This window comes from Caenispirillum salinarum AK4, from assembly GCF_000315795.1.
Taxonomy (GTDB): domain Bacteria; phylum Pseudomonadota; class Alphaproteobacteria; order Rhodospirillales; family Rhodospirillaceae; genus Caenispirillum; species Caenispirillum salinarum.
In genome coordinates this window covers 113933-128624 of the sequence record NZ_ANHY01000007.1, presented here as the reverse complement: position 1 = coordinate 128624, position 14692 = coordinate 113933, and the positions used below count along the sequence as shown (strand labels likewise).

Below are 14692 nucleotides of genomic sequence, written 5' to 3'. Positions count from 1 at the left end.
CCCGGATGGCGGAGGCCGGGTCCGGAAGTGCGGCCCGATAAGTCCTCGTTGTCCGCGACCTCGCGGCCCCGGACGCGCAGACTGGAGGGCGATCATGTCGCGTCTCGCCGGAGCCTTCCCCACAGGAAACGGAGCCAGACGATGATGCCAATCAAGATTTCCGCAGCCTCCCTTGGACTTCTGCTCGCCGCCGCTCCGGCCGCGCTGGCCGAGGAGGGCATGGACAAGCAGGCGAAGATCGATAACGCGCTCAGCGCCGCCACGCCCATGATCGCCGAGAATGCCTCGGTGATGACGCCCGACGGCACGGTGCTGCAAGAGGGCTCGGGCGCCTACACCTGCTTCCCCGAGGGCGGCGGCATATCGGCGCCCATGTGCCTTGACGACGCCTGGATGGGCTGGGTCGACGCCTACGTCAACAAGACCGACTTCCAGGCCGAGGAAATGGGTATCGCCTACATGCTGGCCGGCGACGGCGAGGGGGCGAGCAACACCGATCCCCGCGCCGAGGAGCCCGCCGCCGGCAACGACTGGGTGATCGAGGGGCCGCACCTGATGATGCTGGTGCCGGATACCGCCATGCTGGAGGCGCTGCCCACCGACCACACAACCGGCGAGCCCTACGTCATGTGGAAGGGCACGCCCTACGCCCACATCATGGTGCCGACCGGCGAGCGGCCGCAGCAGCCGCAGGTCGCGGAGCGCTGAGACCACCCCTTGCGCGGCGGGCAGGGGCGCCGCGCTTCACCCCCTTGACCTTCCCGTTGCTGGAACCCTCACATTGGGTCTAACATTCCAGCTTTGGGAAAGATTTGCGGCATGAACATTCAGTCTCCCGCCGACAGCGCCGCCGCCGCCGAGGGCCGCTCCGTCGCCCTGCCGGTGCGCGGCATGACCTGCGCGGCCTGCTCCACGCGCCTGGAGAAGGTGCTGGGCAAGGTCGACGGCGTGACGCAGGCCAACGTCAGCCTGGCTGGCGAGCGTGCAGACGTCCGTTTCGACCCCGCCCGCGCCGCCGTGCAGGATATTGCCGAGGCCGTGGCGAAGGCCGGCTTCTCCGTGCCCACCACGACCATCGAGGTGGGCGTCGAGGGCATGACGTGTGCGGCCTGCTCCACGCGCCTGGAAAAGGTGCTGAACAAGGTGCCGGGGGTGGATGAGGCGACCGTCAGCCTCGCCACCGAAAGCGCCCGCGTCACCGTCCTGGAGGGCGTGGCGACCCAGGCGGACGTCATGGCGGCCGTCGCCAGGGCCGGCTTTCACGCCGTCCCGCGTACCGACAGCCGCGCCGCCGCCGAAGAGGCCGAGGCCAAGCGCGAGGCCGAGAACCGGCGGGAAATGCTTGTGCTCGGCGCCTCCATCCTGCTGACCCTGCCGCTGGTGGGCGGCATGGTGGCGGAGCTGGCTGGCGGCTCCATGCTGCCCGGCTGGTGGCAGTTCGCGCTGGCGACGCCGGTGCAGTTCCTCATCGGCTGGCGCTTCTATACCGGCGCCTGGACCAGCCTGAAGGGCGGGGCCGGCAACATGGACGTGCTGGTCGCCATGGGCACGTCCGCCGCCTGGGGCCTGTCCACTTGGCGGGTGCTGGCGGGCGATGCCCATGCCGGCCTGTACTTCGAGGCCTCTGCGGTGGTCATCACGCTTGTGCTTCTGGGCAAGGTGCTGGAGGCCCGCGCCAAGCGCGGTGCGGCGTCCGCCATCCGTGCGCTGATGAAGCTGCGGCCGGAAGCGGCGCGGGTGGAGCGCGGCGGCGAGGTGGTGGAAATTCCCGCCGACGCCGTGGCCCATGGTGATGTCGTGGTGGTCCGCCCCGGCGAGCGCCTGCCGGTGGACGGGGAAATCCTGTCGGGCCGCACCAGCGTGGACGAAAGCCTGATCACCGGCGAGTCCATGCCCGTGAGCAAGGAACCCGGCGATGCCGTCACCGGCGGCGCCATCAATGGCGAGGGCATGATCCGCGTCACCGCCACGGCGGTCGGCACGGAAAGCACGCTGGCGCGCATCATCCGGCTGGTGGAAAACGCCCAGGCGTCCAAGGCGCCGGTGCAGAAGCTGGTGGACCGCATCTCGGCCATCTTCGTGCCCGTGGTGGTGGCGATCGCCGTCGTTACGTTCCTGGGCTGGTGGTTGATCGGCGGCGCGCCGGAAGCGGCCTTCGTCGCCGCCGTCTCGGTGCTGGTGATCGCCTGCCCCTGCGCGCTGGGCTTGGCGACGCCGACGGCCATTATGGTCGCCACGGGCATGGCAGCGCGCAAGGGTGTGCTCATCAAGGACGCCGAGGCGCTGGAGCGGGCGCACGACGTGACCGCCGTCATCTTCGACAAGACCGGCACGCTGACGGAGGGCCGCCCCTCGCTCACCGACGTGGCCGCCGCCGACGGTGCGACGGAGGCGGACGTCCTGCGCCTCGCCGCCGGTGCCCAGGCGGGCAGCGAGCATCCGTTGGCGTGCGCGGTGCTGGAGGCCGCGAAGGCCGACGGCATCACGCCGCCCGCCGTCTCCGACTTCACCGGCCTCGCGGGCCGTGGAATTTCCGCGGTGGTGGAGGGGCGGGCAATCCTGCTCGGCTCCCCCCGCCTGATGCAGGAGACGGGTGTGGACACCTCGGCACTGGCCGACCGCGCCCATGGGCTGGAGGAAGAGGGCCGCACCATCATGTGGCTGGCGGAAACGGTGGACGGCGCGCCGCGCCTGCTCGGTTTCCTGGCCGCCGCCGACACCGTGAAGCAGTCCGCCAGGGGCGCGGTGGAGGCGCTGAAGGCCGCCGGCGTGACCCCCGTCATGCTCACCGGCGACAACGCCCGCGCCGCCCGGGCTGTCGGCCAGAGCCTGGGGATCGAGCACGTGGTGGCCGAGGTCCTGCCCGAGGACAAGGCCGCCGAGGTCGCGCGCCTGAAAGGGGAGGGCCATGTGGTCGCCATGGTGGGCGACGGTGTGAACGACGCGCCGGCGCTGGCGGCGGCGGATGTCGGCATCGCCATGGGCACGGGAACGGACGTCGCCATGCACACGGCCGGCATCACGCTCATGCGCGGTGATCCGGGGTTGTTGCCGGAAGCCCTGGGGTTGTCACGCCGCGGCTACAGCAAAATCCGCCAGAATCTGTTCTGGGCCTTCGCCTACAACGTGGTGGCCCTGCCGCTGGCGGCGGCCGGCATGCTCTCGCCGGTGATCGCGGGCGCGGCCATGGCGTTCTCCAGCGTCAGCGTCGTGTCCAACTCGCTGCTGTTGCGGCGCCACAAATAACAACAATCGGAGGAAACGCATGAACATCTCCCAGGCGGCGCGGCGCTCCGGCGTCCCCGCGAAAACGATCCGGTACTATGAAAGCATCGACCTGATCCCCGAGGCCGACCGCACCGCGTCCGGCTACCGGGTCTATTCAGACAAGGACGTGGAGCGCCTGCGCTTCATCCACCATTCGCGGCGGCTGGGGTTCTCGGTGAAGGAGGTCGCCGACCTGCTGGCACTGTGGGAGGACCGCTCCCGCGCCTCCGCCGACGTCAAGGCGGTGGCGGCGCGGCGGGTCGACGAGATCGACGCCAAGATCGCCGAACTGACGAGCATCCGCGACACGCTGCTGCACCTCATGGACCGCTGCCACGGCGACGACCGGCCCGACTGCCCCATTCTCGACAGCCTGGCGGACACCCGCGGCTGTCATGCCGCAGAGCAGGAGGACGAGGCTGAGGAAACGCGCCGCTCCGCCTGATCGCGCGAAAGAGGCGGGCGGACATTCGCGCGCCCTTTCAAGCCGCTCGGCGATGATGCTAAGGTGATGCTCAAGAGAGGCGGCGCGGCGGGTCAGGCCGGCCGTCTCCGTCGTTTCCGCTTCCCCAGGACCCAGGACCGACCGTGGCCGACACTTCCAAGCCCCGCGCCCGCCGGCGCCCCTCGTCCGCAGTGTCGGCAGGGGCCAAGGCGAAGGCCAAGCCCAAGCCCAAGGCGAAGACCAGCGGGGCCAAGGCGTCGGCCGCCGGCAAGGGATCGGCCAAGAGCCCCGCCAAGAGCCGCCGGCCGGCCGCGTCCAAAAGCACGTCCGCGGCCTCGCGCCGCCGTACCGCGCCGGGCGGCCGCAAGGGCGGCGGGACGAAGGGCGCGGCGGGCGGCCGTGGGCTGCCGGGGCTGTCGTTACGCACCCTGGTGATGGGCTCGGTCGCCGCGGCGCTGGTGGTGGTGGGTGCCGCCATCGGGGTGACGGTCGACAAGGCGCTGCGCGACGATCCCGCGCCGCCGCCCGTGGAGACGGCTGCCGCTCCGCCTGCGCCCAAGGCGGACCCCGTACCGGCGCCTGAGCCCCGCAAGGCGCCGCCGGCTCCGCAGCCCGCGACCGCCGAGCCACCCGCGACCCAGGGGCCCGCGTCGGTGTCTCCGCCCGAAGCGCCGGCCTCGACGGAAGCCCTGGACTACGCCCACGCCGCCAGGGAGTACGAGGAGGTTCCGCCATCGTACCCGCCCGCCCGTGCGGAAACAGCGCCCAGCCGCGTACCGGCGCCCCGGGTCAAGCCGCCGGTGCCCGAGGAGCACCAGCTTGCCGCGCTTCCGACGCCGCCGAAGCAGGTGCTGGCGCCGTCGCCCCGGCGGTTCAGCGGTGACGGGCCCTGGCTGCGCAATGCCGTTCCGGTCCCCGCGCTCAACGGCCGCCCCATGATCGCCGTGGTGATCGACGACCTGGGCGTGGACAAACGCCGCTCGGCCAAGATCGTCACGCTGGACGGCCCGCTGACGACGGCGTGGATGACCTATGCCGACGGCGTGGCGGACCAGGCCCGTGCGGCCCGCGCCGCCGGTCACGAATTGATCATCCACATGCCCATGGAACCGCTGAATCCCGACATCGACGGCGGCCCCGGCGTGCTGCGCACCAACATGACGGCCGATCAGGTCCGCGCCCAGGTGCGGGCCGGCCTTGGCAAGTTCGAAGGCTATGTCGGCGTCAACAACCACATGGGCAGCAAGTTCACCGCCGACGCGGCCGGCATGGCCGTGGTTATGGACGAGATGCGGGCCAACGGGCTGCTGTTCCTGGACAGCAAGACGTCGCCGGGATCGGTGGGGGCGAAGCTGGCGGCGGAGGCGGGCGTGCCCCATGCCGAGCGGCATGTCTTCATCGACAACAAGGACGACGTCGCCTACGTGCTCAAGCAACTGGCCGAGACCGAGCGCGTCGCGCGCCGGACGGGGTACGCCATCGCCATCGGACACCCGCACGACGGCACCTTCAGCGCGTTGAAACAATGGCTCCCGACGCTGGAGGACAAGGGGCTGGTGCTCGTGCCGCTGTCGGCCATCGTGCGAAAGCGCATGGGCCAGGGCTGACGCTTGACCTTCCGGTGGTGGGAAGGTTTACGCTCGCCCCATTGACATGCAGAAGGGATGGATCATGAGCAAGACGTACTCGGTCGCCGGCATGACCTGCGGCGGCTGCGCCCGGTCGGTGGAGCAGGCCATCAAGGGCCTGAAGGAGGACGCGGTGGTGTCGGTCGACGTCTCCACCGGCCATGTGACCGTGGAGAACGGTCCCGACGACGCGGCGGTGGAAAAGGCCGTGGACGACGCCGGGTTCACCTATGGCGGGGTGGCCGCCTAACGCGATGCAGCGTCCGAGGGGCGTCTGCCCCCGGAGCCCCTGATCGAGAGGCGCAGCCTCTCGCGCTCTCCAGTTTTTCATAACTTGCAGAAAACTGGGCGGTTTGGAGGGCTGTGTCCTCTGAGCAGGGCTCAGGCGGCGGCAGCCCCGAGCGCGCAGGGCCTACAGAAGCAGGCGCGGGAGACAATGCTCCCGCGCCCTTTTCATGCCCCTACGCGGCCTCGCTCGCGTCTTCGGCCTGATGCTCGATGGCGCGGGCGTGGCCCTGGCCGATGGCGATGCGGCGGGGCTTCTTTTCCTCCGGCACCTCGCGCTTCAGTTCGACGTGCAGCAGGCCGTTGACCAGGCGGGCGCCTTCCACCTTGATGTGGTCGGCCAGCTCGAAGCGGCGCTCGAAGGCGCGGGTGGCGATGCCGCGGTGCAGGAAGGTGCGCGGTTCGGCGTCGTCGCCGGTCTCATCGCGGTCCATGCGGCCGCGGACGATGAGGGTGCTGTCCTCCACCGTCACGTCCAGGTCGGACTCGGCGAAGCCCGCCACCGCCATGGTGACGCGGTAGTCGTCGGCGCCCAGCTTCTCGATGTTGTAGGGCGGGTAGGACAGCGCTGCATCGTCCAGCCGGGTGGCGGCGTCGAGCAGGCGGCTGACGTTGTCGAAGCCGACGGTGAAACGATGCAGCGGGGAAAGATCATAGGAACGCATAACCATATCCTCCTTGGAGCGACACAGCGTTCAGAGCGCGTCGTAAGACCGCGCCGGTTGACGTCGATGTGCGTCCCGCCTGCGGCCCCGACTGTCGGCGACCGGAGGGGGAGCGAGGCGGATATGGCGCGCGGGCATATTCCCGTCAAGAGGGTCGAAAATCCCAATCGGTACCGTCATAAGCGCGTCGCCCACGGGCTGAGGGCCGACTGTCAACATATTGAAAGAAGGGTTCTTTTTGTGATTTTTCCCGCCCCACTGGAAGACCCCCCTCGGCATTCCCATCTGTGAGCCATGGATACCGTCACGCAGATGCTGTTCGGCGCCGTCGTCGCCCAGGCCGGTTTCCGCCGCCGCCTGGGGCGCAAGGCGATTCTCGTCGGCGCGGCCGTCGGGCTGGTGCCGGACCTGGACGTCGCGGCGGGGTGGATCGCTGGTCCCTTCGCCAACTGGGTCCATCATCGCGGCGTGACCCACTCCATCGTCTTCGCGCCGGTGGTGGGGCTGCTGACCTACTGGGCGCTGAAGGCCTGGCAGGTCCGAAGACCGCCCGACCGGCGCATGGACCTCGACCGCATCCGCGCCTGGACGTGGCTGACCGTGCTGGTCTTGGCGACCCATCCGATCATCGACGTCTTTACCAGCTACGGCACCCAGCTTCTCGCACCGCTGTCGCGTCACCGTTTCGCCATCGACGCCATGCCGATCATCGACCCGCTCTACAGCCTGGCGCTGGTGGTGGCGCTGGCGATCGGAGCGTTCGCCACGCGGCGCGTGGGGCTGGCGACGACCTCGGCGGCGGCGGCGCTGTTCTTCATCGGCGCCTACACGCTGTTCGCCTGGAGCCTGAATGATCGGGTGGAGGACGTGGCAGCGGCACAGCTTTCCGACCCGCGTGCCGACGTAACGGCCTACCCGACGCTGTTTCAGCCGTATCTCCGCCGCGTTGTGGCGGAAACGCCGGAGGACGTGCGCGTCGGCTTCTACTCGGTGCTGAACCCCGGGCCCATTCGGTGGAGCGCCTTCGACCGCGGCGACCGCCCGCGCACGGTGGCGACGACGCGGGAGGCGGAGATTTTCCGCTGGTTCGCCATGGACAAGGTCATCTGGCGCAGCCACGCCAACGGCAACGGCGAAACGGTGGTGGAGGCCCTGGACTACCGCTACGGCCTGTTCGGCGGGTCGGAACTGGGCTTCTGGGGCATCCGTGCCGTGGTGGACGGCTCCGGCCGGCTGGTGGCGGGGCCGGAAACCTTCCGCAACCGCCCCAACGCCGACCGCGACCGCCTGACGCTGTTCTGGCGCGCGGTGGTCGGGCCGTCGTCGTAGGGGGCGGGTTACCGCACCATCAGCAGCGGAATCTTGCAGGTCCGGATCATGGTCGTCGTCGTCGACCCCACGATGAACGACCGGATGCGCGAGTGCCCGTAGGCGCCCATGACCATCAGGTTGATGCCCTCGTCCCGCACATAGGCGGTGATGACATCGTCGGCGTCGCCCTGGCGCACCACGGCCTCGGCCTCGATGCCGTTGGTCTTGAGCGTGTCCGTGGCCCAGGTCATCTGCTCGCGGCGCTCCGACCCGTCGTAGCCCACCGACAGGACGTGGCAGGCCAGGCCCTTGAGCAGGGGCGACTTTCCGATGGCCTCCACGGCCCGGCGAGCGCTGGGGCTGCCGTCGAACGCAATCAGAACCTTTTCGATGGGCTTGAAGGCGCGCGAGGCCACCAGCACAGGGCGGCGGCTGGCGCGCACAACCCGCTCCAGGTTCGCGCCCAGGTGCTCCGACGCCACGTCGTGGGTTTCGCCGCGCTTGCCGATGACGATCAGGTTGGCGGCGTCCTCGAACTCGTCGACCGTCTCCACCACCGTGCCGTGGCGCTGGGTCAGGCTCACCTCGGACACCCCGGCGGCGGTCAGGCGTTTTTCCGCATCTTCCAGGATCAGGCGGGCGCGTTTCTGCGCCACCTTGGCCTTGACGTTGTCCAGCTCCGCCAGTTGCTCCAGCAACTCGTCGCGGGCATCCATGCCGATGGAGCCCGACAGGTCCACGGCCCCGCTCTTGCGGTCGCTGTGGTGGTCCAGCACGTGCAGGATTTCCACGCTGGCGTCGATGCGCTTGGCGGCCCAGGCGGCATGGTCGTAGACGCTGGCCGCATAAGGGGCCGAGCCGTCGGTGCAGGCGAGAATCTTCTTGTCGGCCATGGCTTGATGCATCCCCCCGTTAGTGACCCATGAGGCTGTCCATGGCCCCGGGCTTGTCGTGGATGGCGAGCTTGTCGACGATGGTCGCGCTCGCCTCGTTCAGGCCGATCAACTCCACCTCGGTGCCCTCGCGGCGGAACTTGAGTACCACCGTGTCCAGCGCGCCCACGGCGGTCAGGTCCCAGAAGTGGGCGCGGGTGAGATCGATCTCCACACGCTCCAGCACCTCCTTGAAATCAAACGCCTTCATGAAGGTATCAGAGGAGGCGAAGAATATCTGCCCGACAACGCGATAGGTGCGGGTGTCCGGTCCCGTCTTCTCGGACGTTATGGCGGCCACCTGGGCGACCTTGCGTGCGAAGAACAGGGCCGACAGCAGCACGCCCACCAGCACCCCCTGCGCCAGGTCGTGGGTGATGACCACCACGGCCACCGTCGACAGCATGACGATGCTGGAGCTTTTCGGGTGGGTCTTCAGGTTGCGCAGGCTCGCCCAACTGAAGGTGCCGATGGACACCATGATCATCACCGCCACCAGGGCGGGCATGGGAATCTGGCTGACTAGGTCGCCCAGCACCAGGATGAGGAACAGCAGGAACACGCCGGCGCACAGCGTCGACAGCCGCCCGCGGCCGCCGGACTTCACGTTGATGACCGACTGGCCGATCATGGCGCAGCCCGCCATGCCTCCGAAGAAGCCCGCGACAATGTTGGACGTGCCCTGACCCACACACTCGCGGTTCTTGGCGCTGCCCGTGTCGGTCAGCTCGTCGACGATCTGCGCCGTCATCAGGCTTTCCAGCAGGCCCACGACCGCCAGCGTCAGCGACACGGGCAGGATGATCTGCAGCGTTTCCAGCGTCAGCGGAATGTCGGGCAGCAGGAACATGGGCAGCGTGGCGGGTAGCTCACCCATGTCGCCAACCGTGCGCACGTCCATGCCCATGAAGATGGCGAACGCCGTCAGCACGACGATGCTCACCAGCGGCGAGGGCACGGCCTTGGTCACGCGCGGCAGCAGGTAGATGATCGCCAATCCGGCGGCGACCATGGCGTAGGTCTCCCACGTCACGCCCGTCAGCTCGGGGATCTGGGCCATGAAGATGAGGATCGCCAACGCGTTGACGAAGCCCGTCATGACCGATCGGCTGACGAACTTCATGTACTGCCCGACCTTCAGGATGCCGAACCCGATCTGGATGAGGCCCGTCAGCACGGTGGCGGCCAGCAGGTATTGCAGGCCGTGATCGGCCACCAGGTCGACCATCACCAGCGCCATGGCCCCCGTCGCCGCCGAGATCATGCCCGGACGGCCGCCGACGAAGGCGATGACGACGGCGATGCAGAACGACGCATAGAGGCCGACCTTGGGGTCGACGCCGGCGATGATGGAAAAGGCGATGGCTTCGGGGATGAGCGCGAGGGCCACGACCATTCCGGCAAGCACATCGCCGCGAACGTTCGAGAACCACTCCGCCTGAAGGCGCGAGAGGGTGGTCATCGGTGCGAGTCGTCTTTCGTGTCTGGGAGGCGCGCGGCCATCGGGGCCTTGCACGACTCCGTCCGAGCCTGCGGAATGAGCGGGTCGGACGTTCCCGCCGGCCTGCACGGGCCGGGTTGTTCTTGTCGTAATTCAGAAGCGGCGTGTATACGCGCTCCGCCCCCCGCGCGCAACCCGGCGGCGGTGAAAAAGCTCGCCCGCGAAGGGCTCCTAGGGCCCCATGTCCTCCGCCCAGGCGTTGTGGGGCGGGCGGTCCTTGTAGAAGTCCAGGATGAACCGCCAGCCTTCCTCCGCCGTCTCCACGAACTTCATGATCTTCAGGTCCTCCGGCGAGATCGTGCCGCTCTCCACCAGATGGTCGAAGTTCACCAGCTTGCGCCACCATGCCTCGTTGAACAGGATCACCGGCATGGGCTCGATCTTGCCGGTCTGGATCAGCGTCAGCGCCTCGAACAGCTCGTCCAGCGTGCCGAAGCCGCCGGGGAAGCAGGCCAGCGCCTCCGCCCGGATCAAAAAGTGCATCTTGCGCACGGCGAAGTAGTGGAAGTTGAACGACAGCTTGGGCGTGATGTAGCGGTTGGGCGCCTGTTCGTGCGGCAGGACGATGGAAAGGCCGATGCTTTCCGCGTCCACGTCGTGGGCGCCGCGGTTCGCCGCTTCCATGATGCCCGGCCCGCCGCCGGTCACCACCACGTAGCGCCGCGCCTCCGGCTGCTGGCTGTGCTCCGAAACCAGGCGCCCGAACTCCCGCGCAACGTCATAGCTTCGGCTCAGCTCCGCCACGTTGCGCGCCACCGTCAGTCCGCGCTGGGCCACCGGGTCGTCCGGTGCGGTGGCGGCGGCCTTTTCGGCGGCGTCCAGCCGCGCGGCGGCCGCCTCGGGATGGGGCACGCGGGCCGAGCCGAAGACCACGATGGTCGATACGATGTTTTCCTCCTGCAACAGGATTTCGGGCTTCATCAGCTCCAGTTGCAGGCGGATGGGGCGGGCGTCGCGCGTGGTCAGAAAATCCAGGTCGGTGAAGGCCAGGCGGTAGCTGGGCGACTGGGTCTGCGGCGACTGGTCGCGCGCCACGCTCTCGTCGTGGGAGCGCTTGTCCTCGGCGGCGGTGGGAAAGCGGCTGCGGCCGTTGCGCGACATGAAAAAACCTCGTGGGGGAGCACCGAAGGGGCGGGGGCGGCACTCTACAGCGGCGGCCGCCCCGTCGCCTAGAGCCTTAACGGAAACCTGGCGGTTTCAGATGCCGTCGCCGGCCATGACCGTGCCGGTGCGGCGCTCCACCTCTTCCAGCAGGTCGTGCAGAGGCGCCTCGAAGACACCGTGGTCCTCCAGCTCTCGCACCGTGTTGATGAGGTAGTCGCGGTTCAGGCCGCCCTTGCCCATGGCCTCCATGATGATCTCGGCCGAGGGCCCGACGCCCAGGTCGCCGGCGTACTGGCGGTGAGAGGGGTCGGCGACGAAGGTGTAGCAGGTGACCGTCCGCCCGCTGTCGCGCAAGGCGACGGGCAGCAGGGCTTCGGTGTAGGCGTAGCCGACCAGTTCCCGCTCGCGCAGATAGTCGCGCACCGCCGGGGCGTTGTCGCGCGCCACGTGGAAGGCGACGCCGGGACAGGCGCCGCCCGGTGCCAGGCCCAGCACGAGGCCGGGATGGTCAGGCGTGCCGCGGTAGTGGGTGGAATAGATGCAGAACCGGCGCTGATGGCCTTCCAGCACGGCGGGCTCCCAGTGCAGGGCCGTGAAGCCCGGGTTCCACATCAGGGAGCCGTAGCCGAACACCCAGAAGTCGTCGTCGTTGAAGTCGGTCATGAGGGGCGATGTCGTCATGCCGGCAGTATGGCCGAAGCCCGCCGGCATGACGAGAGGACGATGCGCCCCGCCGCGTCACCCGCCCTCGGCCGCGGCCGCCGCTTCGGCGGTCTGGGTGTCGGCCAACAGGTCGCGCAGGGTCTGCAGGGCGATGCGGCTGTCGCTCTCCATCACCTGATTGAGCCACAGCAGGGCCTGCTCCTGGTTGGCGCGCGGCAGGCCGTTGGCCTGGAGATACGCCTTGGCGAGCGCGAGGCGGGCCGAGGGGTGCCCCTGCCTGGCGGCGCTGAAGAAGTACTCCACGGCCTTCGGGCGGTTTTCCTCCACATACCGCCCGCGCAGGTATTCGCGTCCCAGTGTCGTCTGCGCACCGGCGTGGCCCTGCTCGGCGGCGGCGCGCAGAAGCTCGGCGCCGCGGGCGGTGTCCTGGGGAATGCCGTTCTCGCCGCGCAGCAGCGCCCGCCCCAACTCGTTCATGGCCGAGGCCTGCCCCGCCTCCGCGGCGCGCGCGAGCCACTTGCGCGCCTGTTCGGGGTCCTGTTCCAGGCCGCGGCCCTCCAGGTAGCTTTCGCCCAGAAGCTGCGCCGCGTAGGGCTCGCCGGCCTCGGCGGCGGCGGTGAGGATGGCGCGGGCCTTTTCGCGGTCCTGGGGCAGGGGCCCCTTGCCGGTCAGGTAGGCCTCGCCGAGGATCAGCCGGGCGGCCGTGCTGCCGGCGTCGGCGGCCTGCTGCAGCAGTGCCGCGCCGCGCTCGGGCTCGGCCGGAACCCCGTTTCCGGTCAGCAGGACCTCGCCCAGGTCACCGCGCGCGCCGGCATGGCCGCGGGCGACGGCGGTCTTCAGGAAGTCGACGCCCTGTTGCGGGTCGCGAGTCACCCCGTCACCCTCCAGGTACATCCGGCCGAGCGTCGCGGCGGCGCCGGCGTGGCCCTCGGCGGAGGCCTTCTTGAGCCACCGCTCGGCCTGCTGCGGCGATCGCTCGACGCCCTGGCCCGCCAGATAGGCGCGGCCCAGATCGGCCATGGAGCCCGCGTGCCCCATCTCGGCAGCCTTGCGGATTTCCCCGATGCTGCCGCCCTCGGCGCGGGCGAAGTAGGTGCGGGCCAGCGCATCCTGCGCCGACGGATGACCCGCGGCCTTCGCCTTGTTCAGCCAGTATTCCGCCTGGGCCAGATCGGTCTCCACGCCGGTGCCCTTGCGGTAGGCGCGGCCGAGCACGACCATGGCGTAGTCGTCACCGGCGGTGGCGGCGTCCTCAAGCAGCGCCACCCCGCGCGACGGCGATCCTCCCGGGACGGTGCCGTCCAGATAGGCGGCGCCGAGCTTGGTCTTGGCGGTGACGTTGCCCGCCTGGGCCGCCTGGCGCAGCAGTTCCGCAGCGCGGCGCGGCTGGCGGGGCAGGGCCTCGCCCTCAAGGTAGGCCGTGCCCAGTTCCAGGGCGGCACTTCCCTGTCCGGCGCGGGCGGCCTGGGTCAGCAGGCTTTCGGCGCGCTGCGGGTCGGCGGCGGTGCCCTTGCCGTGAAGAAGGGCCTCGCCCAATTGTGCGGTGGCATAGTCGCTGCCGGCTTCGTGGCCGCGCTGCAGGTAGCTGACGGCCTTCGTCGGATTGGCCGGCACGCCCTCGCCGTCGAGGTAGATGTCGCCGAGGGCGGCAAGCGCCAGGGCGTCGCCCTGGGTCGCGCCCTGTTCGAGCAGCGCCACGCCGCGGGCCGTGTCGCGGGGAAGGGCGCGGCCTTCGACATAGGCCCGGCCGAGCGCCACCGCGGCATTGGCGTCGCCCTGTTCGGCCGCCCGGGTCAGCCAGCGCTCCGCCTGCTGCGGCCGGGCGGGGCCGCCATCGCCGCCCAGGTAGGCCTTGCCCAGGTGGGTCATGCTCTCGACGTCGCCGGCTTCGGCCGCGCGCTGAAGCAGGTCGAGCCCGCGCTGCCGCTCGCCCCGTGCAATCAGGGCCTCGCCGGCCTCGCCCAGGGCATCGGCGTCGCCGGCCTCGGCGGCGGCCGACAGCCAGCGGCGGCTGCGCTGGGGATCGGCGGGCAGCAGGCCGTCCTCGCTGTAGAGCCGCGCGAGCTTGACCATGGCATCGGTGTCGCCCTGGCGCGCCTGCTTCTCCAGCGCCTGGGCGTAGTGGCGGGCGTAGTCGCCGCTGCGCTGCGGGTCTTCGCCCAGCCAGCCGCCGGGACCGTGGGCGGCGGCCAGGGCGCGCAGGGCATCGGCGTTGCCGGCGGTGGCGGCCGCGCGGTACAGGTCGGCGGCTTCCTTCGGATTGGGTTCCACGCCTTCGCCGGCGGCAAGCATGGCGGCCAGTTCGGCGCGCGCGTCCGGTCCGGCGCCCTCTGCCACGGCCTGGCGCAGAAGGCGGTAGGCGAGGGGGGCGTTCTCGGGCATGCCCTCGCCGTCGCGGAACATGCGCCCAAGCTTGAACGACGCCTGTCCCTGGATGGGCGACGGGCGGCGCAGGGCCGCGCCGTACAGGTCGGCGGCCCGCGCGACGTCCTGCGGGACGCCCTCGCCGCGTTCGTACATCTTCCCCAATTCGTAATAGGCGATGGGGTACTCGTCGTCGGCCATGCCGGTCAGTATGGACAGCGCGCGCTGCGTGTCCCCGGACTCGCGGGCGCGGCGGGCGTTCTTCACGCGGTCCCAGGCGATGGAATCCATCTCGATGACCCGGCCGCCGTCGAACCAGTCCTCGTAGGCGGGATCGAGCTGTCGGGCCTCCTGCGGCGCACGCGGGGCATCGACGCCCGTTCCGGCGCCGGCGCAGCCCGCCAGCAGGGCCACGGCGGCGGCGGAGGCGAACAGACGGCGGCGGGCGGCGGAACGGCGGTCGGTGCGGGTCATGGAGCGGTCTCCTGTGATCGATCGGTCTCGGCGGGATGGCCGGGGGCGGCGCT

Annotated in this window: 12 protein-coding genes; 6 read left to right on the top strand and 6 right to left on the bottom strand. The window is 70.1% G+C overall.

Annotated elements, in window-relative coordinates:
- The first annotated feature begins 141 nt into the window (after positions 1-141).
- The 5 genes from C882_RS08880 to C882_RS08860 all read left to right on the top strand — a co-directional run bounded on the left by C882_RS08880 (position 142) and on the right by C882_RS08860 (position 5590).
- Positions 142-708: a hypothetical protein gene (locus C882_RS08880; RefSeq protein ID WP_009540246.1), complete on the top strand. Its 567-nt coding sequence runs from the start codon at positions 142-144 to the stop codon at positions 706-708.
- A 111-nt stretch (positions 709-819) separates the two neighbouring features.
- Entirely contained in the window at positions 820-3246 is a 2427-nt protein-coding gene (locus C882_RS08875; RefSeq protein ID WP_009540245.1) for a heavy metal translocating P-type ATPase, read from the top strand.
- Positions 3247-3265: 19 nt separating this feature from the next.
- Positions 3266-3712, top strand: a complete 447-nt coding sequence (cueR, locus tag C882_RS08870) for a Cu(I)-responsive transcriptional regulator (protein ID WP_009540244.1) — start codon at positions 3266-3268, stop codon at positions 3710-3712.
- A 143-nt stretch (positions 3713-3855) separates the two neighbouring features.
- Positions 3856-5319 carry a divergent polysaccharide deacetylase family protein gene (locus C882_RS08865; RefSeq protein WP_083875748.1) on the top strand — a complete coding sequence of 488 codons (1464 nt, stop codon included), beginning with the start codon at positions 3856-3858 and terminating at the stop codon, positions 5317-5319.
- A gap of 64 nt (positions 5320-5383) precedes the next feature.
- Positions 5384-5590: a heavy-metal-associated domain-containing protein gene (locus C882_RS08860; RefSeq protein WP_043644618.1), complete on the top strand. Its 207-nt coding sequence runs from the start codon at positions 5384-5386 to the stop codon at positions 5588-5590.
- A gap of 211 nt (positions 5591-5801) precedes the next feature.
- Here C882_RS08860 and C882_RS08855 read toward each other — a convergent pair whose 3' ends face one another.
- Positions 5802-6290: an Hsp20 family protein gene (locus C882_RS08855; RefSeq protein ID WP_009540241.1), complete on the bottom strand. Its 489-nt coding sequence runs from the start codon at positions 6288-6290 to the stop codon at positions 5802-5804.
- A 294-nt stretch (positions 6291-6584) separates the two neighbouring features.
- Between C882_RS08855 and C882_RS08850 the strand changes: the two genes are divergently transcribed.
- On the top strand, positions 6585-7619 hold the full coding sequence (locus C882_RS08850) for a metal-dependent hydrolase (protein WP_009540239.1): 1035 nt from the start codon (positions 6585-6587) through the stop codon (positions 7617-7619).
- Positions 7620-7627: 8 nt separating this feature from the next.
- Here the strand turns inward: C882_RS08850 and C882_RS08845 are convergent, their stop codons facing one another.
- The 5 genes from C882_RS08845 to C882_RS08825 form a co-directional block, all read right to left on the bottom strand.
- Positions 7628-8494, bottom strand: a complete 867-nt coding sequence (locus C882_RS08845) for a universal stress protein (RefSeq protein ID WP_009540238.1) — start codon at positions 8492-8494, stop codon at positions 7628-7630.
- Positions 8495-8513: 19 nt separating this feature from the next.
- On the bottom strand, positions 8514-9995 hold the full coding sequence (locus C882_RS08840) for a SulP family inorganic anion transporter (protein ID WP_009540237.1): 1482 nt from the start codon (positions 9993-9995) through the stop codon (positions 8514-8516).
- A gap of 210 nt (positions 9996-10205) precedes the next feature.
- The gene (locus C882_RS08835; RefSeq protein ID WP_009540236.1) at positions 10206-11135 is read right to left on the bottom strand and encodes an LOG family protein; all 930 of its coding nucleotides are present in this window, start codon (positions 11133-11135) and stop codon (positions 10206-10208) included.
- 96 nt (positions 11136-11231) lie between these two features.
- Complete coding sequence (locus tag C882_RS08830; protein WP_043644615.1) at positions 11232-11801, bottom strand: gamma-glutamylcyclotransferase; 570 nt, start codon at positions 11799-11801, stop codon at positions 11232-11234.
- Positions 11802-11876: 75 nt separating this feature from the next.
- Entirely contained in the window at positions 11877-14639 is a 2763-nt protein-coding gene (locus C882_RS08825) for a tetratricopeptide repeat protein (protein WP_009540234.1), read from the bottom strand.
- Positions 14640-14692 lie beyond the last annotated feature (53 nt).